The sequence below is a fragment of the Planktotalea sp. genome, assembly GCF_039984035.1.
Lineage (GTDB): Bacteria > Pseudomonadota > Alphaproteobacteria > Rhodobacterales > Rhodobacteraceae > Planktotalea.
Genome location: NZ_JBDWVM010000298.1, coordinates 1 through 18,787, shown reverse-complemented (window position 1 = coordinate 18,787; position 18,787 = coordinate 1). Strand labels below are relative to the sequence as shown.

Sequence of the window (18,787 nt, the reverse complement as noted above, 5' to 3'; positions counted from 1 at the left end):
AAGGGGAAAGCCCTCTGATCTGGCAATCGATCTCTACCGCACTGCGCGACCAATCGATTTGCGCCTCTGCCTTGTCGATTTTGGCGGCATAGGTGACACCATCCTCGGGCTGTGTTTCAGCTTGCAAACTATCAATCTGATCCAGGGCTGAACAAATCAATGCTGCGCCCATCGCGCTCAAACGATCATGAAGCGCGCCTGTTGTTTCTTCCGCCCCAATATCTGTCGCTTCGCGCAAAAGAACAGGTCCCGTGTCCAAACCAGCTTCCATCTGCATGATGCAAATACCGGTCTCTGCATCGCCAGACATGATTGCACGATGAATGGGTGCAGCCCCGCGCCAACGTGGCAAAAGCGATGCGTGGATATTCAAACAGCCCTTCGTCGGGGCATCCAAAATCACCTGCGGCAGGATGAGGCCATAGGCCACCACAACCGCAATATCCGCGTTCAAAGCCGCGAACTCTGCCTGCGCTTCTTCACCTTTCAGTGACACAGGATGGCGCACATCCAAACCCAGCTCCAACGCGCGTTGATGAACCGGCGTTGGGCGTTCTTTCTTGCCGCGACCCGCTGGGCGTGGTGGCTGACAATAAACGGCGGCAATATCGTGACCCGCGTTCACAAGGCTCTCGAGCACAGGAACCGAAAAATCGGGTGTACCCATGAAAATCACTCTCATAGTTTGCGTGCCTTTTTGATCAACATATCCCGCTTCACGCGGCTGAGATGGTCGAAATAGAGCTTGCCGTTCAGATGATCGATCTGATGCTGCACAGACGTCGCCCAGAGCCCGATAAAATCACGTTGTTCGATCTCGCCCCGTTCATTGAGAAATTCGACAGTCACTGCGCGCGGGCGTTTGATGATGGCAGAGACACCCTGCAAATTCGGGCTCGCCTCATCATGCTCGCGCAGCTCTACGGAGGCATGCAGCACCTTGGGGTTCGCCATGCGTACCACTTGGCCGCGCTCTTGCGATGCATCAACGACCGCGATCCGCTGCATGACGCCAATCTGGTTCGCGCCCATGCCAACACCGGGCATCGCTTCCATCGTGTCGATCAAATCAGCCCAAACCGCGCGTACCTCGTCGGTGATTTCGCTGACCACTTCCGCCTTGCTGCGTAGGCGTTTATCAGGCCAAGGGATGCATTTGCGTACCGTCATGTCTGTAACGCCTCATAATCTGCTTCAAGCTTTACCCGCGTGGCTTCGTCTAGATGGTCAAAGATCACACGCCCATTCAAATGATCAATTTCATGCTGGGCACAAATCGCTTCAAACCCATCCAAAAGCATCGTTTCGCGGGAGCCATCCAGCGCGGTAAAATTTAGTTCGATCTGCTGGGCCCGCGTGACATCGGCAGAAACGCCGATGATAGAAAGACAGGCTTCTTCATTCGTGCTTTGCGCGTCGCCGAGCACTGTAAATTCTGGATCAATGCAAACGAGCGGCGTCTTCGCCCCAGTTTTCCATGTAGCATCCATCACGAAGATACGCTTCAACACACCGATTTGCGGTGCCGCAAGTCCACGACCATTCGCTCTGTACATTGTGTCGAGCATATCTTGGCTGAGCTGACGGATTTCGTCGTTCAAGTTGCCAACGGGATCACACTTACGGCTGAGCCGAGGGTCAGGCCATGCCACAACTGGCAGAACGCTCATGCGCGCGCCATCTCGCGTTTGAGCTTTTGCATCTTGCGGGTGATCATCTGGCGCTTGAGCGGTTTGAGATAATCAATGAACAACTTGCCCTCAAGATGATCGATCTCGTGCTGTACGCAGGTCGCCCATAAACCATCCATGTCCTGCTCTTGCAGATTGCCGTCCAGATCAAGCCATTCAACGCGCACCTCTTTCGGGCGCGTCACTTCCGCGTATTGATCAGGGATCGACAGACAACCTTCATCATAAACGTTCGTGTCATCCGAGCTGCCAATAATACGCGGGTTCACCATGACCATAGGCTTCGGCGTGGCCGCGTCTTCCTTTTCACAATCCAGCACAATGATGCGGTCCAAGATGCCCAATTGCGGCGCTGCGAGACCAATGCCAGGCGCGGCATACATTGTCTCAAGCATATCATCTGCAAGCGTGCGCAATTCGTCCGAAATATCGGGCAAAGCCGCGCACACCTTTTTCAGGCGGGGATCTGGATGGATCAGGATCTTACGTATCATGACCCTGCATTTAATCCAGCGAGGCGCGCGCTGCAACGGGCCTTGCAGATTTGCGGCAATTCGCTAGCGTCAACCGTAACATTATTTGGAGAATCCCACATGAGTTTTGACGAGATTATCGACCGTTTTGGCACCCATTCCATGAAATGGGATTCGATGGAGGCCATTTATGGCGTGCCAGCCGACGGCGGTATCTCAATGTGGGTCGCGGATATGGATTTCCTCCCACCAAAATGCGTGTCCGATGCGGTCCTCAAGATGCACCAGCAAGGTGTTTATGGATATTACGGAAATGACGTCCCCTACCGCGAGGCAATCTGTTGGTGGATGAAAGCGCGCCACGGCTGGGATGTCGATGCAAATGGTATTTTCACGACTCATGGCCTCGTGAACGGCACCGCAATGTGCGTCGATGCTTTCACCAATCCGGGCGAAGGCGTTGTTCTGTTCACACCTGTCTATCATGCGTTTGCACGCGTGATTGCTGCCGCTGGCCGCAATGTGGTTGAGTGCGAAATGTCCAACGTGAATGGGCGGTACGAACTGGATTTCGACGCCTATGATGCACAGATGACAGGCAATGAAACGATGCTTGTCTTCTGCTCGCCCCATAACCCGTCGGGCCGCGTTTGGAGCAAGGGCGGGCTGCAAGCTGTCGCCGCCTTAGCCAAGCGCCACGATCTGATCCTTGTGAGCGATGAAATCCATCATGATCTGGTGTTTGACGGCAATACGCACATCCCGATGGCAAATATCGCAGGCATCGAAGATCGCCTTGTGATGATGACCGCTACGACAAAAACCTTCAACATCGCGGGCTCGCACTCTGGCAATGTGATCATCGCCGATCCTGACCTGCGCGCCCGTTTCGCAGCGCGCATGGCCGCGATGGGGCTTAGTCCGAATTCCTTCGGCCTCTTTATGGCAGAGGCCGCGTATTCCCAAGAAGGGGCCGCATGGGTCGATGATCTTGTGCAGTATTTGGATGGCAACCGCAAAGTGTTCGATGCTGGTGTGAACGCCATTCCGGGTTTGAAATCGATGGCGATGCAATCAACTTACCTTGCGTGGGTCGATTTTGACGACACTGGCATGAGCCGCGAAGAGTTCACCAAGCGGGTCGAGCAAGATGCACGCATTGCGGCCAACCATGGGCCAACTTTTGGCAAAGGCGGCGACAACTTCCTACGCTTCAACTTCGCCACCCCGCGCGCACGGGTGGTTGAGGCGGTGGAACGATTGCAAGCGGCCTTTGGGGATTTGCAATAAGCGGAGCTTGCATCCTTTTAGCTATCTTGAAACAGAGCGCCTTATCCTCAATTCGGTGTCCAATGCGGACGCCGAGTTCTTTGAACTATTGTTAACAAACCCAAACCGCAAATGTGGCGTCCTGCGCTTTGTTGAGGAAACGGGGTATGTCACCTGAAAGAACGCTGCAGAGATACGGTGCGGAACAAACAATCTATGCAACGTGCCCCTGTGACAAAAACAACAACCACAGTTGATTTCCTAGACCAAAGGCGCAGCGTTGATGTATGAGGCGCACATAGGCTTTGGCCTATCTTCGCTGCCACACTTATCAGTATTGGGACCAACTCCATGACCGCCAGCAAACGCATCATCCTGTCGAGCGATCACGCTGACATTGAGCTTCGCCAAACCTTTGCAAAACATGTGCAAGCGCGCGGATTTGAAGTGCTCGACATTGGTCCCACGACCTCTGAAAGCACGCATTATCCGAAACACGGTCAAGCCGCGGCAGAGCGTGTTGTGTCTGGTGAATTCGATCTCGGCATTCTTTTGTGCGGCACAGGTCAGGGCATCATGATGGCCGCGAACAAGGTCAAAGGCATCCGTTGCGGCGTGTGTTCCGACGTCTTTTCCGCGCGGATGATCCGCCAGCACAACAACGCCAATATGCTCTCCATGGGCGCACGCGTGATTGGTGAGGGCCTTGCACTCGATATCATCGACGCCTTCTTGGACGCGGAATTCGAAGGCGGGCGTCATGCAACGCGCGTCGATATGATCGAAGCGGACTAAGCTAAATCTGAGGGTCGCGCAGGATCACATCTGCTGCGCGGCTTTTCTCGACCACCGTTTTCGCGTTGGGAATATCGTTGCGCATCGCCCGCTCCAACGCGCCCTCTGCATCGTATCCATGTTTCAGCCAACGCTGCACAAGTCGTTCTTGCAAAACATCAAGCGGCACCTCTAGCATGATCGTAAAATCCCAAGCCTTCACAAGCCCATCCCAAGGTGCGGCATTCAAGAGCAGATAGTTGCCTTCAACAATCACAGTCTCGCAATCGCTCGGCAATTGCCCGCCCTCGGGAACAACACTGTCATTCTTGCGATCAAAGGTAGGATAGCGAACATCATCGCCGGATTGGATCGCTGAAGTCAGCGCGATCAATCCTTCCACATCAAACGTATCAGGCGCACCTTTGAAGGGGCGCCGCCCCATAGCATCCAACGCGTCGTTGCTCAGATGGAACCCATCCATTGGCACAACTGCCGATTTGGGGATTAGTTCCATTAGTGCGTCAGAAAGCGTCGATTTCCCGCTCGCAGGCGCACCAACAAGCGCAACTATGCGGCGACCACCTCTCAGTGGAACCGCCGCGATCTGTTGCGCTATGTGGTTTAGGTCAGTCAATCGGCTCTTCCAATAGCGCGCCTTCAACCGGGCGCAAGACATGCGGCATAGCGGGATCATAGAGCGCGCTGTCTTTGAAATCACGTATATTCCCCAAGACTGGACCAACCAAAGTCAGCGCCGTGCGCGTAATCTTTTCCGCACGCACCTTCTTGTGAATGTCCTTCAAAGTCCCGCGAATGAACATCTCGTCCGGCCAACCCACGCGATAGGCCACAACAACAGGGCAATCTTCACCATAATGCGGGCCAAGAACGCGCACAATTTCACGCAGGTTGCGAACGCCCAAATGGATCGCCAAAGTCGCGCCCGTCGCTGCGAAATTCTCAAGCGTTTCTTTCGGTGGCATCGACGTGCTTTTCATCGAAACACGCGTGAGCACGATAGACTGGGCCACTTCCGGCACGGTCAATTCCTGACCAAGCGCTGCCGCCGCAGCCGCATAGGCAGGGACACCCGGAATAATTTGATAATCGATTCCATCTGCGCGAAGGCGTCGAATTTGCTCTGCAATCGCCCCGTAAAGCGATGGATCACCCGAGTGCACACGCGCCACGTTTTCGCCGCGCCCATGCGCCGCGACGATCTCGCCATGTGTGTCATCCAGCGTCATCGCCGCCGTATCCATGACAATTGCGCCCTCTGGCGCACCTGCGACAACCTCTTGCGGCACCAAAGACCCTGCGTACAAACACACAGGGCATTCCGCGATCAAGCGCTGTGCTTTCAAGGTCAACAGTTCAGGATCGCCCGGACCCGCGCCAATAAAATAAACGGTCATGTCTTCATCTTTCTAAATAAACTTAATCAAGACGCCTGCTCAGACAGGTCCCCATCGATTTTGCGCGCATAGCCGCGCGGCGTGTACATGCGTGGACCTTCGCCAAGTTGTGCCAGCTTGGAATTGCTGGAGCCAACCAGAACAACCGTCAGCATGTCGACCTCATCCACTTCCAATTCGTCCAAACGACGATAGCGCACGTGTTCTTCTGGACGGCCAAGCGAGGACGCCAGCATCACCGGCGTATCCGCAGGGCGGTGTTTCAGTAGGATGTCGCGTGCCTCGGCCAGTAGCGTCCGTCGTGTTTTCGAAACGGGATTGTAGAAGGCGATCACAAAATCGCCCTCTGCCGCTGTTTTCAAACGGCGCAAGATATCATCGCGCGGCGTCAACAAATCGCTCAAGGAAATCGCGCAGAAATCATGGCCCAAAGGCGCGCCCGCGCGCGCCGCTGCGCCTTGCAAGGCGGATACGCCGGGAGAGCAAACAACCTCGACGCGATGCGCCGCATCACTCACGCCCATCTCGTCCTCTCCACGATCCATTAGTTCGAACACAAGCGCGCCCATAGCATAGATGCCTGCATCGCCAGAACAGACCAAAGCTACGTTTTTACCAAGCGCCGCTTGTTCTAAGGCATAGCGGCAACGTGCTTCTTCACCACCAAGCGGGAAATCAGAACGGGTTTTGCCAATCGCGAGCGGTCCGAGCAGATCAATATAGAGGCCATAACCAACAAGTTCTTCAGCGTCCGCAACAAGGCGGCTGACTTCGGGGGTACGCCAGCTGGCTTGACCCGGTCCAATGCCGACAATCGACAGGCGTCCACGAGAGCGGCCCTGAAGGTCAATCAACGGTTCCACCGCTTCGCCAAGCGCCACCGTCACATTCGCCGTTTTCGTTTTGGCAACGCGCAATGATCCAGTCGCACCAACGCTGGCCAAGGCCGCGCCTTCGCTTACGCCATGACAGCCAACTTCGGCAAAAACCACGTCAGACGGATTTTGCAAACGCGGAGTTTCCGCTTCTAGCTCTGCCGCTGTGAACAGGCGCAAAGGTTTGCCCAAACGTTTCGCTGTTTCGATCATAGCAGGCTCGTCGCCTTTAAGATCGATAGAGGCTACCGCCGCAATGGCGCCTTCTGCAACGCCTGCATCCCTTAACACCGTTTGTACCTGCTCCCACATCTCTGCCGGATCGGCATTGCGCGCGCAGCCGAGGCCGAGCACGAAGCGTTGTGGATGATAGACCAATGTCGTCTCAGAACCCTCAACAGGCGCGTCGCTTACGATCAGGTCAACGCCCGTATCATCGTTTTCGATATCAAAGATGTTCTCGCCCGTGACGCGCACGCCAGCGCCGCCTAGCATTTCGGCCATCGCGCCTTTGGCATCCTCAGGGTTCGCAAGGCGATAACCCAACGGAGGTTCATCAAGGGCCACGCCCATCGCAACATCACCCGCCGTCGTCACAGCCGCAACGCTGCCCAAATCATCGGCAATCTGTTTGGCCAAACGGTTCGCGCCGCGATGGCCGCCAAGTAAGGGAACAACCACGCCGCCATCATCGCTGACCGAAATCACGATAGGATCGGTGCGTTTGTCCGCGAGCAAAGGCGCGACACCGCGGATGAGGATGCCGCTGGCACAAACACCGACAATTGGTGTGCCCGCAGCGAACAATTCGCGTGCATGATCAAGGGCATTACCAAAGAAGGCATCAGCCGCATCAACACGGCCCTTGCGGCCATGCACCTGCGCGCCAATTGCCTTGGCAACGCGGTGCGCCGTAGGTTCGCCAGAGCGCGACAGCGCCATAACGACGGGGTTCACAGAACCGGACTTCAAAGCCATGGATCGGCTCCTTTCGTGAGCAAAATCATCGAGAAATAGGGCGCTTTTTCAGGAACGTTTGCCAAGGGCAGAACCACTTCTTCTGGCAAGCTGGCCCGTTCAACATAGACCGCGTGTTCGGTGAGGCCGAGGCCGTCGATCACGCTTCGAATTTTAGTTAAATGGCGACCGACCTTCATGATCGCGACGCTTTCTGCGCCCTCGATACGGGCGCGCAGCTCGTCCTCTGGCAGTGGGCCGGGCAAAACGGTCAATCGCTCGTTGCGCGCCGCGAGAGGCATGCCAGCACGTGCGGCGCAGGCAGTGATGGAGGTGACGCCGGGCACGACTTCGACTTCAAACCGCTCTGACAAACGCGCGAAGAGATACATGAAGGAGCCATAGAAAAACGGATCACCCTCGCAGAGGCAAATGACGTCATCACCTGCCTCTAACGCAGTTGCAATCTCTGCTGCGCCTTTGTCATAAGCCTCTTGCGCAGGGGCGCGTTCAACGCTCATGGGGACGTCCATGATGATTTCATGCGCGCCCTTGGGGATCACATCCGCCGCGATGGAACGCGCAAAACTATCCGCTCCTGCAAGCGCAGGATAAGCGACCACCGTTGCGTTCGAAATCAGGCGGTGCGCGCGCAATGTCATCAGGTCAGGATCGCCTGGCCCAAGCCCAACGCCATAAAGTTTGCCAGTCATCGCTTGATCAAGCTCCATTGGGTCACGGGCATGGACGGCCGCCACCCTGTGAGCGATCCAACAGGCGTCGCGCGGTTGATTTGCAGCTTCACCAATTGTCCGCCGTGTTTCTTATGCAATGCAATCAACGTCGCTTCGCTTTCGAGCGTCACAGCGTTGGCAACCAAACGGCCCAAGGGGCGCAAGGCATCCCATGCAGCATCGAACACCGCCTCAGTCAAGCCGCCGCCGATGAACACTGCATCAGGCGCGTCTAACCCATCGAGCGCTTCGGGCACTTTTCCGTCGATCAGCTCCAATTTCGGCACCCCAAGCGCCAAAGCATTTGCCGCCGCTATTGCGCGTCGATCTGCGCGCGGCTCAATACCGATTGCGCGCGCGTAACGCGCCGCGCGCATCCATTCAACAGCAACGCTTCCGCAGCCTGTGCCAATGTCCCACAGCAAAGCACCGCGCATGGGCATCAGTTTGGCGACGGTGCTGGCGCGCACCTCTTGTTTGGTCATCGTGCCGTCGCTTTGGAACAGCTCATCCGCAAGCCCCGGCACGCGCGGCAGAAGCGCAGCATCTGGCTCGGCGATGCATTCGACTGCCATCGTGTTAAAGGCAGGCACCTCATGCGCCCAATCACTGGCAATGCCGTCAAAGCGTTGCTCGTCCTCACCACCCATTGCGGCGAGCACCGTGATCTTGCTTTGCCCAAAGCCGCGTTCATTCAAGAATGCTGCGATCTGCGCAGGGGTTTCTGCGCCTGTCGTCAGGATCAGTAAACGAATGTCTGGCTGGATAAAGGCAATCATCTGCTCCACAGGACGGCCATGCACTGTGAGCGTTTCCACATCAGGCATCGACCAACCCATGCGCGCGCTTGCCAGTTGAAAGGCACTGAGCTGCGGATGGTAGGTGATTTCGCTGGGATCAATGGAACGCCCAATACGTGCGCCAACAGAGAACCACAAAGGATCGCCCGTCGCGAGCACGACAACGCGTTTGCCGCGATGTTCATTGAGCGTTTCGATCAACGCATCAAAGGGCGAAGGCCACGCGATACGCACCGCGTCCACCGTTTCGCTGAGCTTGTGATGACGATTGCCGCCGATGATAACCTCGGCCGCTTCCACGACCGCGCGGGTGGCGGGGACCAACCCCTCCATGCCATCCTCACCAATGCCGACGATATGCAACCAAGGATCAGACATTTTGTTCCTCCGGTAGGCCCGCTGACAGGGCATTTACAGCAGCGGAGGCAATGGCCGAACCACCGCGACGGCCCCGAAGCGCGACGAAATCGCAGCCACGAGGGCGCGCAGCAAGTTCTGCTTTGCTTTCCGCAGCGCCAACAAATCCAACAGGGAAGCCGAGGATAACCGCCGGTTTTGGCGCACCAGCGTCGAGCAGTTCGAGCAAATGGAAAAGTGCCGTCGGCGCATTGCCAATAGCTACAACTGCGCCCTCAAGATGGGGTTCCCAAAGTTCGACAGCCGCAGCAGACCGCGTATTGCCGATATCCTTGGCGCGATCCGGGACGCTTGGATCATTCAAGGTGACAATCACCTCGTTATTGTTTGGCAAATAGCGACGAATAATCCCCGCGCCGACCATTTCACAATCGCAAAGAACCGGCGCACCCGCCTTGAGCGCACGATGCCCTGCCAGATAAGCCCCTTGGGAAAAGGCGATGCGATCAGCGACTTCAACCATGCCGCACGCATGGATGAGGCGCACCGCGAGGCTTTGCATGCCTAGATCAAACCGATCTAGGTTAGCCTCTGCGCGCACGGTCGCAAAGCTCTGCGCGTAGATGGCAGAGGGGTCGCGTTCATAGGGTCTCACGATGATTTCCGCGCGCTTTCTGGGCCGTGCGGGTGCTTAGCATGTGGGTATTCCGCGTGGTGGTGATGGTCGTGATCGTGGCTATGATCATGGTTATGCCCGTGGTCATGGTGATGATGATGCGGCATTTCCAAACGGCACATGCCCGTGCAGAACGTATCACAATGCGCGCAGTCCGCGACGTTGGATCCAGGGGCAGATGCACCCTGCCCTTCCACATGATGGTGATGGCTTTCTTGTACTGCGCCGACCTCAGCCTCAAATCCGAGAACTTGTGTGCGGTACTTGCACATCACGCAGGTCGCAGGTGGCACGGACCCGAATGCAGGATGTGTGCGATCTTCTGGCTTGATGTGGTGATGCTGCCCGTCGTCAAAGGCCAAGACTTGCTCGCGATATCCGCAGTCCCCGCAAGATGGCGGCGCAGCGGCACCGAGCTGTTCACTCACACGTTCAGCAAAAGTTTCAAGCACCTTTGGATGATCGCCCAAATAGCCCGCCTTCACAAAATCGATTGACGGATGCTCTGCCGCGACCTGATCTGTGAAACCATAAATACGGTCGATCAAAATGCCGCTGAACAGGAAGTAAGGAAAGACGATAACGCGTTTGTAGCCAAGCTTGCTCGTGTGCTGCAGGCACGGCTCAACAAGCGGGAAAGTCACGCCGGAATAGCCAACCTCGCACCAGCCAAACCCCATGCCCTCTTGCAAAAGGCGCGCGATCTTGGCCACGTTGCCATTGGCATCAGGATCAGAGGCGCCGCGCCCGATGACAACCAGACAAGTCTCGTGCAGAGGCAGTTCGCCATGCTCGGTATTTGCCTTATTGACAGCTTCTTGAATGCGCGCGCCAGCAGCAGCGACCATCTTTGGATCAACGCCCAGCTCGCGGCCATAAGACACATCGATCCCGTGCTTTGCTGCATAGGTGTTCAAAACAGTGGGAATGTCATTCTTGGAATGCATTGCAGCAAAAAGCATGCCAGGCACGGCCAAAATCTTGTCACAGCCCGCTTCACGCAGCTTGTCCAGACCATCGCGGATCACCGGATTGGCAAACTCAAGGTAGCCGTATTCCATCACCCATTCGCTTGGCAAAAACGGCGGTAGTTTTTCGGCTAGCTGGGAGAATTCATTCACCGCTGACTGGCTCCGCGAGCCATGCCCGCAAATCATCACGCCTATTTTGCTCATCGTACTATGCCTCCTGCAATTCTTCGTCGTCCAGCTCGGCTTCTTCAGCTTCGCCTTCTTCCTTTTTCTTGCCTTTCAGAGCCGCCCAAGCGCCAAGTGCAATCGCCGCGCCCAGCGCAGCTGCACCCAGCCAATGCCCATGACCCGCGACCTCGGCCAAATGACCGGGATGCGCCATCGCCGCAGAGGCTAAAAACGTAAACACACATGCTGTAAGAATGGATTTCATAAGGGCGGTCTCCTTCATTTCGGCAAGCCGAGCAGGAGAGCAAGCGACTTGCGCCGCCATCAACCACTGACACTTTAGCCCCCTGTTTGGGTCGACTGCCGTATCACACCTGTCCGGCCCCTGTGGGGCGTTGTTGAAGGACTGTATAGGTGGGGATTCTCAAAAGCTCAAACCGAAACACGACGCGCTTGGAACCAGTCGCGACGCAACTCGAACCAACGTTCGGGCGTTGCTACACCATCGATAACATCATGGGTATCGTGGGTATGCTTGAAAGGCGTGCGCGACAGCAGAGACAAAGCGCGTTTATTGTCAGCATGGGTGATCGCGACGATCCGATCAATCTGGGTTCGAGCGAACAGCCAAGCTGTGATCATTTCAACGGCCTCAAAACCGATATTTCGCCCCTGCGCATCAGCCGCCAAGGTGATGCCCAGCTCGATCTCACGTCCGTCGCCGGACAGATGTACCCCAAAATCCCCAAGCAAAACATCATCACTGCGCCCTGCGAGAGCCAACTGTGTCCATTGTCCCAACTGCAACAAAGGCACCTGCGCCATATGCTCAAGAAACCCCAACGCTCCATTGCGATCCATATGCTCCCAGCCTTGGAATTTCGCGACATCGGGATCGCACCGGTAGGCAAGGAATGCATCGATATCCTGCTTGGCAAGCCTGCGCAGTGTAAGTGTGTCCGTTTGCGTTAGCATCACCTGTTCCTCGTTCTTGGCCCTTTTGTGGAAGCCGGCCGCGGTCGTTCCATCGTATTCGAAAACTCGAGAATTATCGCATACCAGAAGAAAAAAATCGCCCCTGTGGTTCGTTCGTATGACACGGCAAAGTCGCCGCATCCCCTATTCGTTTCAAGTACGCTTTCAAACGATGGGAAAATCGAAATGGATATGCATGCACTGATCGCTGTTCAATTGTCAGAGCGGCGCAACGCGTCATTCAAAAACGATAAGGAAGAGGAATATTATCGCCGTTCCGAAACATCATTTCGGTGGCACCTCCTGCAGTTCAAATGGTTTAAACAGATATCACGGAGTATGCTGAACATGATGCAGCAAAGAAGCATAACGAGAAAGCACAAATTCCATGCAAGACTTCGATGATGATCGCGCTGCTGTTCTCGCCGTTATAGAAGCAGAGACGCAAGCCTACTTAAACCGCGACTTCGATGCGTGGCGTGCTTGCTGGCACGACGGCCCCGAAACGCGCCGCGTTTGCTCACACGTGGGCACTGGCGTCACTGTCGCGACTAGTGCAGATATTCACAATCAGATGCATCACCTGTTGACCGAGAACACCGAATGGTTGACCCCTGAAAGCATCAAACGCGAGAACATGAATGTCGTAGTCAGCGCTGAAATGGCTTGGGTCAGCTATGATCAGATAGGCGATATGTCGGACAAACCGACCGAGCTGGCAGGGCGTTATTACGAGCTGAAAATTTTGCACAAAATCGATGGTATCTGGAAAATCGCCTGTATCGTCGGAACACAAATGCGCGTGGATCACGTACGTGCGCCTCTTGTCGAAGTTGATAAAACTGCCCGTATTCTTTGGATGAACGAGGCGGCGCAGGAACGACTTTCCGAACATCCGATGCTTGGAAAGCGTGGTGATTTTCTGCACGCGAGCGAGGGCGACGTTCAAAACGATTTGCTTGAAGCAATCGCATGGATCGCAAAAGTGCGCCACAGACACACGCCCTATGTGGGTGAAGAGGCTGTCACGCGCGCCGTTGCTTTGGGGCAGGACGACACTGGGTTTGCACATATTTGCTGGGCTATCTTACGCGATGGCAAGCTATTGATCACCTTTGAAGACACACATCGACTAGAGCGCCAACTTGCCAGCGCAGCAGAGGTCTATGGCCTTTCCCACACCCAAGAAAAGCTCACGCGTCACCTGATTGACGGACGCGACATTGGGTCAGCCGCGATTTCACTTGGGATCAGCCCAAATACAGCCAAGACCCACCTCCAGCGCATCTACGACAAAACAGGCGTGAGAGCACAGCCTGCTTTGGTCCGTTTGTTGTTGAACGCCGAACAAGGTGGGATTTAAGCAAATTTCTCGGCAGAAATTCTGTGCGCTCTTGCACGCAACCTGCGCGCCTAAGCCCGTTACCTTACACCAACGAACAAGCTAAACCTTCAGAAACGTAAAGAGCTGAAGGAAGTATCATGGGTTTGCTTGTTGATGGTGTCTGGAAAGACCAATGGTACGACACATCCGCCTCTGGCGGCGCTTTTAAACGCACGACTGCCAAATTTCGCAATTGGATTACTGCAGATGGTAGCGCAGGTCCCAGTGGGACCGATGGCTTTGCAGCCGAAAGTGGGCGTTATCATCTCTATGTCAGCTACGCCTGCCCTTGGGCGCATCGCGCTTTAATCTTCCGTGCCCTGAAAGGGTTAGAGGATCACATCTCGGTTTCTGCTGTTCATCCCGACATGCTTTCAGATGGCTGGACCTTTGAAACAGACGCGCATGGCGCAACCGGTGATACGCTTTATGGGCTGCCCTTTGCACGCGACATCTATCTCAAGGCTGATCCGCAAATTTCTGGACGCGTCACTGTACCTATTCTTTGGGACAAACAGCGCGAGACGATTGTTTCGAACGAATCTTCAGAGATCATTCGCATTTTCAACTCTGCCTTTGATGGCATCACTGGCAATACCGATGACTACTGGCCAGCTGAACTGCGCGCAGACATCGAAGTGGTGAACAACCGCATCTATGACACCATCAACAATGGCGTCTACAAATCAGGTTTTGCGACCACACAGTCAGCTTATAATGCAGCCGTCGGTCCCCTGTTCGATAGCCTCGATTGGGTAGAAGAGCGGCTGAGCGAAAATCGCTACCTCATGGGGGATCGTTTGACCGAAGCAGATTGGCGTTTGTTCACCACGCTTGTTCGCTTCGATCCAGTGTATCACTTGCACTTCAAATGCAATCGCAAGCGCATCGTCGATTACCCCAATCTCTGGGGCTATACCCGCGAGCTATATCAAATCGCTGGCGTCGCTGAGACCGTGAATATGGAACATATCGTGCGTCACTATCACTATAGCCACGAGACGATTAACCCGCATCGGATCATCCCGACCAATCCGGTCCTCGATTTCAACGCGCCTCACGGGCGCGGCAATCTTCAGCTGGCTGTCGCGTAATGCTGAACCATTGCAGCTAGATCTTCGGGTGGCGTTGCGCTTTGCACAAATGCGCAGGCATTTGAGCTGAGCTGAAAGATCGATCCGTCAGAGAAGAACGAAGTGTTCGTCACGAAAATGATCCGTGCATCCGGACGGCGATAGCTGGCGTAATCAGCAATAGAGAGCGCTTGCCCGTCGGCCAACACAAGGTCCAGAATAATCATATCGAACGAACGCTTGCGCAATTCCTCAAAGGCTTCTTCCTGATCACACGCGAGGTTCACGACCATACCCCGCCGTTCAAGGCAGGAGGCCCAAAGCGTTCCCAATTCCATCTGACTTTCAACAATTAGCACGTTCATCACTGACAACCACAAATTATAGCTTTTCTTTGCCTTGGTTTCGCGCGCAAGACTTAACAAACTGTTAACTTTGGCCCGTCCTCACTAGAATTTTCACTAAATTTAAGCAGATTTGCTTGCAGCTACGGCGGGTTTCCGCTTGAAGCCATATATTGGGCCCACTTTAAGAAAGACGTTAATCATATGACCACATGGATCACCGTCTGCGATACATGCAAACGCGACGATTGGGACGCTGAGAAGGATCAGATGACCGATGGCGAATCCCTTGCGATTGCGGTCGAGGCCGCCGCGGCCAATTCTGACGTTAAGACCCGCCGCGTGTCTTGCCTCATGGGTTGCAATCATAGCTGCAACATCGCGATCCAAGCCGAAGGCAAGCTGTGCTACACGTTGGGCAAGTTCGACGCCACCGAGGAAAGCGCCGCTGGCATTGTAGAATACGCGCAAATGCATGCGGATTCCAAAACGGGTCAGGTCCCGTTCCGTGAGTGGCCAAAAGCGATCAAGGGCCACTTCATCACGCGCCATCCGCCATTGCCCGACGCGGAATGAGCACGCAAGAGCGAGATCATGGCGGTGGCCTAGATGGCGCCGCCGCGCGTTTTGGCGGCGCGCGCGCCGACTGGATCGATCTCTCAACTGGCATTAATCCGGTTCCCTATGACATAGGAACGTTCACCCAATCGGATTGGACCGCACTGCCAGACGCTGCTGCTTTTGATGCGCTCACTTCTGCGGCGCGCAAATTCTGGAATGTCCCTGCGCAGGCTTCAATCCTACCCGCTCCCGGCGCATCATCCTTGATCGCACGCATTCCAGCACTGGCTCCCATTGGGCGCGTCGATATTTCCGCCCCCACTTACAACGAACATGCTGCAGCATTCGCAGCGCAGGGTTGGGACATCTCAGCAGATGCTCCAAATGCCCGCGTGTTGGTTCACCCGAACAATCCAGATGGGCGTTTGTGGCAGAGCAACAATGCTGATGCCCCGCTGACAATCATCGATGAAAGCTTCTGCGATATTGCTCCAGAGCAAAGTCTCATTCATCTCGCCGAACGCCCCGGCGTGATTGTTTTAAAGAGCTTTGGGAAATTTTGGGGCCTCGCTGGCTTGCGGCTTGGCTTTGCCATTGGAGATCCAGCGCTTCTGAGCAGGCTTAACGATTTCATAGGCCCTTGGGCCGTCAGTGGCCCTGCACTGCGTGTTGGCGCCGCTGCATTGCAGGATGAAACATGGGCGACCCAAACGCGGGCGCGTTTGGCTGCGGATACGATCCGTCTGGATGCACTTCTCGCCAACCACGGCGCGACTTGCGTTGGTGGCACGACCCTGTTCCGGCTGTATGATGTTGGCGATGCAGAAGCGTGGCAAGACAAGCTCGCGCGCTCCCATATTTGGACACGCCGCTTCCCATACTCTGATAAGTGGCTGCGGCTTGGCCTTCCTGCGCCGGACCAGTGGCAACGGCTAAGCGCTGCACTTTCCGCTGATTCATGAGCACCGCTGCCATCCTACTCTGCGCCCTCGCATTGGATGCGGTGATGGGCGAACCGAAATGGCTCTGGTCCCGCCTTCCCCATCCTGCCGTGCTAATGGGAAACCTGATCGGATCGGCAGATCGCAGATTCAACCATGGCAAGGCGCAACGCGTCAAAGGCACTTTGGTGATGGTTGCTTTGGGCGCTCTCGCCCTTTGCTTTGGTCTCGTGCTCAGTAAATTCGGGTTTGTCGTGGAGATCATTCTGGCCGCGATCCTGATTGCGCAAAAGTCGCTTGTCGAGCATGTCAAAGCCGTGGCCGATGGACTGCGCATTTCTCTGCATGAAGGCCGCAAAACCGTGGCGATGATAGTCGGCCGAGATACGGCACAAATGGACGAACCTGCGATTGCGCGCAGCGCCATCGAAAGCGCCGCTGAAAACCTATCAGACGGGGTGATTGCCCCTGCCTTTTGGTTTCTGCTCGGTGGCTTGCCTGCACTGCTGCTTTATAAAATTACCAATACTGCGGACAGCATGATCGGCTATCGCACACCACGTCATGAGAAATTCGGTTGGACTGCAGCGCGCTTTGATGATCTTTTGAATTTGATCCCCGCGCGCTTGACGGGTTTCATGATCGCGGCAAGCTATCGTCTGCTCCGCAAATGGTCTGAAATCGCTCGCGAAGCACGGCTACATCGCTCGCCTAACGCAGGCTGGCCCGAAGCCGCGATGGCCCGCGCGCTCGATGTCGCGCTATCGGGGCCGCGCAGCTATGATGGCACCGTGCAGGACTTTCCCTTCGTCAATGACGTCGGCCGCAAAACTATAGGCGCGCAGGACATAGATGCCGCCTGCCGCGCGCTTTGGATCACATGGGCGTTTTTTGCGGCTTTGGTGTTTGCCCTATGGGTCTTCGGTTTGTAAAACTTTGTAAATATTCATTAAAGGAATTCGATTATGCCAGCCCGTTTGCCCGCCATCGCCTTGACCTTCGCGCTTTCCACTTCCACAGCATATGCCCAAAGCTGCGGCGGCAGCTTTTCCAGTTTTGTCGGCGGGCTGAAACAAGAGGCTGTTGAGCGCGGCCATGACAGTGCAACGGTTGATCGTTTCTTCGCCTCTGCCCGTCAGGACAACGCGGTTCTCAAAGCGGACCGCGCGCAGGGCGTTTTCCAGATGCCATTCGTTGACTTTTCGCGCCGTTTGATCAGCCAAGGGCGGATCGATAAGGGCAAATCGATGGGTCAGAAATACGATGCAATCTTTGATCGTATCGAAAATGAATACGGTATTTCGCGTGGTGTCTTGCTGGCCTTCTGGGCGTTTGAGACGGACTATGGATCGTTCCAAGGCGACTTTAACACCGCGAACGCCTTGATCACCTTGGCCCATGATTGCCGTCGCCCTGAGTTATTCCGCCCGCAAATCTTCGCGGCCCTAGAACTTTATGAAAAAGGTGCGTTCGATCCCGCGCGCACCACAGGTGCTTGGGCCGGTGAGATCGGTATGGTGCAAATGCTGCCCGCAGATATTCTCGAGAACGGCATGGATGGCGATGGCGATGGCAAAGTGAGCCTCAAAACCTCCGCTGCCGACGCGCTGATGTCTGGCGGCAAAATGCTGAGCTCTTTGGGCTGGCGCAAAGGTGAGCCGTGGCTGCAAGAGATCACGCTGCCTGCTGAATTCGATTGGTCTAAAACAGGCTTGAACCACGCGACCAGTTCAAACGATTGGCACGCAATGGGCGTGCGTGCGCGCAGCGGCAATCTGACAAGCGGTTTGCAAGCGGCGATCATTCTACCGCAAGGACGCAAGGGTCCCGCGTTTATCGCTTACCCGAATTTTAACGTTTATTTCGAATGGAACCAAAGCTTTACCTACGTTCTAACCGCAGCCTATTTCGCGACGCGCCTTGAAGGTGGACAGGTTTACAATGCTGGCAACCCTGACACTGGTCTTAGCGGCGCGCAGATGAAGGACCTTCAAAACAAGCTTGCCGCGCGTGGATATGACGTTGGTAAAGTCGACGGTATCTTGGGTGCGCGCACGCGCGAAGCCGTACAAGACATTCAAACGAAGCTTGGCCTGCCTGCAGATGCTTGGCCGACACCTGCTTTGCTCGGCAAGCTGTAGGGCCTGCACAAAAGAAAACGCTCGGCCCTTCTCAGGACCGAGCGCTAATTTCAATCATCGATGGTCAGTTTAGAACGTTTTAGGCTGGTAGGCCTCTGCCGCGCCAAATGCTGTCGCTTTGTCGCCTGAATCATTTTCAAACAATTTGTCGGTTTTCACGCCCGGCAGTTTGCCAAATGACGTCATCAATTTCTTCGGGAACAGA

The 18,787-nt window shown here is 55.4% G+C and carries 22 protein-coding genes; 8 read left to right on the top strand and 14 right to left on the bottom strand.

From position 1 onward, the window contains the following. The 4 genes from fmt to def (ABJQ89_RS13660) form a co-directional block, all read right to left on the bottom strand. Nucleotides 1-682, bottom strand: a 682-nt coding sequence (fmt, locus tag ABJQ89_RS13675) for a methionyl-tRNA formyltransferase (protein ID WP_348496755.1), incomplete at its 3' end; no start/stop codon positions are given. After that, on the bottom strand, nt 679-1,170 hold the full coding sequence (def, locus tag ABJQ89_RS13670; protein WP_348496754.1) for a peptide deformylase: 492 nt from the start codon (nt 1,168-1,170) through the stop codon (nt 679-681). The genes def (ABJQ89_RS13670) and fmt, both read right to left, overlap by 4 nt. Continuing rightward, the gene (gene def / locus ABJQ89_RS13665; protein ID WP_348496753.1) at nt 1,167-1,670 is read right to left on the bottom strand and encodes a peptide deformylase; all 504 of its coding nucleotides are present in this window, start codon (nt 1,668-1,670) and stop codon (nt 1,167-1,169) included. Before def (ABJQ89_RS13665) ends, def (ABJQ89_RS13670) begins: the two co-directional genes overlap by 4 nt. Continuing rightward, nucleotides 1,667-2,185, bottom strand: coding sequence for a peptide deformylase (gene def, locus ABJQ89_RS13660; RefSeq protein WP_348496752.1), 519 nt, complete (start codon nt 2,183-2,185; stop codon nt 1,667-1,669). The genes def (ABJQ89_RS13665) and def (ABJQ89_RS13660) overlap by 4 nt, the downstream gene beginning before the upstream one ends. A gap of 99 nt (nt 2,186-2,284) precedes the next feature. On the opposite strand from def (ABJQ89_RS13660), the gene ABJQ89_RS13655 reads away from it, so the two are divergent. Both ABJQ89_RS13655 and rpiB read left to right on the top strand, forming a co-directional pair. Beyond that, nucleotides 2,285-3,454, top strand: coding sequence for a PatB family C-S lyase (locus ABJQ89_RS13655; RefSeq protein WP_348496751.1), 1,170 nt, complete (start codon nt 2,285-2,287; stop codon nt 3,452-3,454). 330 nt (nt 3,455-3,784) lie between these two features. Further along, nucleotides 3,785-4,228 carry a ribose 5-phosphate isomerase B gene (gene rpiB, locus ABJQ89_RS13650; RefSeq protein ID WP_348496750.1) on the top strand — a complete coding sequence of 148 codons (444 nt, stop codon included), beginning with the start codon at nt 3,785-3,787 and terminating at the stop codon, nt 4,226-4,228. A 1-nt stretch (nt 4,229) separates the two neighbouring features. Here the strand turns inward: rpiB and ABJQ89_RS13645 are convergent, their stop codons facing one another. The 9 genes from ABJQ89_RS13645 to ABJQ89_RS13605 form a co-directional block, all read right to left on the bottom strand. Beyond that, nucleotides 4,230-4,844, bottom strand: coding sequence for a phosphoribulokinase (locus ABJQ89_RS13645; protein ID WP_348496749.1), 615 nt, complete (start codon nt 4,842-4,844; stop codon nt 4,230-4,232). Then, nucleotides 4,837-5,625, bottom strand: a complete 789-nt coding sequence (gene cobM, locus ABJQ89_RS13640; RefSeq protein ID WP_348496748.1) for a precorrin-4 C(11)-methyltransferase — start codon at nt 5,623-5,625, stop codon at nt 4,837-4,839. The genes ABJQ89_RS13645 and cobM overlap by 8 nt, the downstream gene beginning before the upstream one ends. Nucleotides 5,626-5,651: 26 nt before the next feature. Then, on the bottom strand, nt 5,652-7,478 hold the full coding sequence (gene cobJ, locus ABJQ89_RS13635; protein ID WP_348496747.1) for a precorrin-3B C(17)-methyltransferase: 1,827 nt from the start codon (nt 7,476-7,478) through the stop codon (nt 5,652-5,654). Continuing rightward, nucleotides 7,469-8,170, bottom strand: coding sequence for a precorrin-2 C(20)-methyltransferase (gene cobI / locus ABJQ89_RS13630; protein ID WP_348496746.1), 702 nt, complete (start codon nt 8,168-8,170; stop codon nt 7,469-7,471). The genes cobJ and cobI overlap by 10 nt, the downstream gene beginning before the upstream one ends. Then, nucleotides 8,167-9,369 carry a precorrin-6y C5,15-methyltransferase (decarboxylating) subunit CbiE gene (cbiE, locus tag ABJQ89_RS13625; RefSeq protein ID WP_348496745.1) on the bottom strand — a complete coding sequence of 401 codons (1,203 nt, stop codon included), beginning with the start codon at nt 9,367-9,369 and terminating at the stop codon, nt 8,167-8,169. The genes cobI and cbiE overlap by 4 nt, the downstream gene beginning before the upstream one ends. Beyond that, nucleotides 9,362-10,003 carry a precorrin-8X methylmutase gene (locus tag ABJQ89_RS13620; protein ID WP_348496744.1) on the bottom strand — a complete coding sequence of 214 codons (642 nt, stop codon included), beginning with the start codon at nt 10,001-10,003 and terminating at the stop codon, nt 9,362-9,364. Before ABJQ89_RS13620 ends, cbiE begins: the two co-directional genes overlap by 8 nt. Continuing rightward, nucleotides 10,000-11,199, bottom strand: a complete 1,200-nt coding sequence (locus ABJQ89_RS13615; protein WP_348496743.1) for a sirohydrochlorin chelatase — start codon at nt 11,197-11,199, stop codon at nt 10,000-10,002. Before ABJQ89_RS13615 ends, ABJQ89_RS13620 begins: the two co-directional genes overlap by 4 nt. A gap of 4 nt (nt 11,200-11,203) precedes the next feature. Next, the gene (locus tag ABJQ89_RS13610; RefSeq protein ID WP_348496742.1) at nt 11,204-11,428 is read right to left on the bottom strand and encodes a DUF6732 family protein; all 225 of its coding nucleotides are present in this window, start codon (nt 11,426-11,428) and stop codon (nt 11,204-11,206) included. Nucleotides 11,429-11,595: 167 nt separating this feature from the next. Further along, entirely contained in the window at nt 11,596-12,138 is a 543-nt protein-coding gene (locus ABJQ89_RS13605) for a GNAT family N-acetyltransferase (RefSeq protein ID WP_348496741.1), read from the bottom strand. Between the two features lie 388 nt (nt 12,139-12,526). Here ABJQ89_RS13605 and ABJQ89_RS13600 point away from each other — a divergent pair, with 388 nt between their 5' ends. Together ABJQ89_RS13600 and ABJQ89_RS13595 are read left to right on the top strand one after the other, a co-directional pair. Beyond that, nucleotides 12,527-13,501 carry a DUF4440 domain-containing protein gene (locus ABJQ89_RS13600; RefSeq protein WP_348496740.1) on the top strand — a complete coding sequence of 325 codons (975 nt, stop codon included), beginning with the start codon at nt 12,527-12,529 and terminating at the stop codon, nt 13,499-13,501. A 119-nt stretch (nt 13,502-13,620) separates the two neighbouring features. Beyond that, nucleotides 13,621-14,616 carry a glutathione S-transferase family protein gene (locus ABJQ89_RS13595; RefSeq protein WP_348496739.1) on the top strand — a complete coding sequence of 332 codons (996 nt, stop codon included), beginning with the start codon at nt 13,621-13,623 and terminating at the stop codon, nt 14,614-14,616. Here the strand turns inward: ABJQ89_RS13595 and ABJQ89_RS13590 are convergent. Further along, on the bottom strand, nt 14,598-14,960 hold the full coding sequence (locus ABJQ89_RS13590) for a response regulator (protein WP_348496738.1): 363 nt from the start codon (nt 14,958-14,960) through the stop codon (nt 14,598-14,600). The genes ABJQ89_RS13595 and ABJQ89_RS13590 overlap by 19 nt on opposite strands. A gap of 183 nt (nt 14,961-15,143) precedes the next feature. On the opposite strand from ABJQ89_RS13590, the gene ABJQ89_RS13585 reads away from it, so the two are divergent. From ABJQ89_RS13585 to ABJQ89_RS13570, 4 genes are read left to right on the top strand one after another with little or no spacing between them, the layout of a single operon-like run. Continuing rightward, entirely contained in the window at nt 15,144-15,515 is a 372-nt protein-coding gene (locus ABJQ89_RS13585) for a DUF1636 domain-containing protein (RefSeq protein WP_348496737.1), read from the top strand. Next, a complete protein-coding gene (cobD, locus tag ABJQ89_RS13580) occupies nt 15,512-16,462 on the top strand; it encodes a threonine-phosphate decarboxylase CobD (RefSeq protein WP_348496736.1) in 951 nt (316 codons plus the stop codon). The genes ABJQ89_RS13585 and cobD overlap by 4 nt, the downstream gene beginning before the upstream one ends. Then, nucleotides 16,459-17,373, top strand: a complete 915-nt coding sequence (cbiB, locus tag ABJQ89_RS13575; protein ID WP_348496735.1) for an adenosylcobinamide-phosphate synthase CbiB — start codon at nt 16,459-16,461, stop codon at nt 17,371-17,373. Before cobD ends, cbiB begins: the two co-directional genes overlap by 4 nt. Before the next feature lie 33 nt (nt 17,374-17,406). Further along, nucleotides 17,407-18,582, top strand: coding sequence for a lytic murein transglycosylase (locus ABJQ89_RS13570; RefSeq protein WP_348496734.1), 1,176 nt, complete (start codon nt 17,407-17,409; stop codon nt 18,580-18,582). The last annotated feature ends 205 nt before the right edge of the window (nt 18,583-18,787 follow it).

Coding starts and splice junctions, on each gene's coding strand:
- cobI (WP_348496746.1), bottom strand. CDS start 8,170: ATGACTGGCAAACTTTATGGCGTTGGGCTTGGGCCAGGCGATCCTGAC.
- ABJQ89_RS13600 (WP_348496740.1), top strand. CDS start 12,527: ATGCAAGACTTCGATGATGATCGCGCTGCTGTTCTCGCCGTTATAGAA.
- cobJ (WP_348496747.1), bottom strand. CDS start 7,478: ATGGCTTTGAAGTCCGGTTCTGTGAACCCCGTCGTTATGGCGCTGTCG.
- cbiB (WP_348496735.1), top strand. CDS start 16,459: ATGAGCACCGCTGCCATCCTACTCTGCGCCCTCGCATTGGATGCGGTG.
- ABJQ89_RS13605 (WP_348496741.1), bottom strand. CDS start 12,138: ATGCTAACGCAAACGGACACACTTACACTGCGCAGGCTTGCCAAGCAG.
- ABJQ89_RS13590 (WP_348496738.1), bottom strand. CDS start 14,960: ATGAACGTGCTAATTGTTGAAAGTCAGATGGAATTGGGAACGCTTTGG.
- ABJQ89_RS13595 (WP_348496739.1), top strand. CDS start 13,621: ATGGGTTTGCTTGTTGATGGTGTCTGGAAAGACCAATGGTACGACACA.
- cobM (WP_348496748.1), bottom strand. CDS start 5,625: ATGACCGTTTATTTTATTGGCGCGGGTCCGGGCGATCCTGAACTGTTG.
- ABJQ89_RS13610 (WP_348496742.1), bottom strand. CDS start 11,428: ATGAAATCCATTCTTACAGCATGTGTGTTTACGTTTTTAGCCTCTGCG.
- def (WP_348496752.1), bottom strand. CDS start 2,185: ATGATACGTAAGATCCTGATCCATCCAGATCCCCGCCTGAAAAAGGTG.
- ABJQ89_RS13570 (WP_348496734.1), top strand. CDS start 17,407: ATGCCAGCCCGTTTGCCCGCCATCGCCTTGACCTTCGCGCTTTCCACT.
- ABJQ89_RS13655 (WP_348496751.1), top strand. CDS start 2,285: ATGAGTTTTGACGAGATTATCGACCGTTTTGGCACCCATTCCATGAAA.
- ABJQ89_RS13585 (WP_348496737.1), top strand. CDS start 15,144: ATGACCACATGGATCACCGTCTGCGATACATGCAAACGCGACGATTGG.
- def (WP_348496754.1), bottom strand. CDS start 1,170: ATGACGGTACGCAAATGCATCCCTTGGCCTGATAAACGCCTACGCAGC.
- cbiE (WP_348496745.1), bottom strand. CDS start 9,369: ATGTCTGATCCTTGGTTGCATATCGTCGGCATTGGTGAGGATGGCATG.
- cobD (WP_348496736.1), top strand. CDS start 15,512: ATGAGCACGCAAGAGCGAGATCATGGCGGTGGCCTAGATGGCGCCGCC.
- def (WP_348496753.1), bottom strand. CDS start 1,670: ATGAGCGTTCTGCCAGTTGTGGCATGGCCTGACCCTCGGCTCAGCCGT.
- rpiB (WP_348496750.1), top strand. CDS start 3,785: ATGACCGCCAGCAAACGCATCATCCTGTCGAGCGATCACGCTGACATT.
- ABJQ89_RS13615 (WP_348496743.1), bottom strand. CDS start 11,199: ATGAGCAAAATAGGCGTGATGATTTGCGGGCATGGCTCGCGGAGCCAG.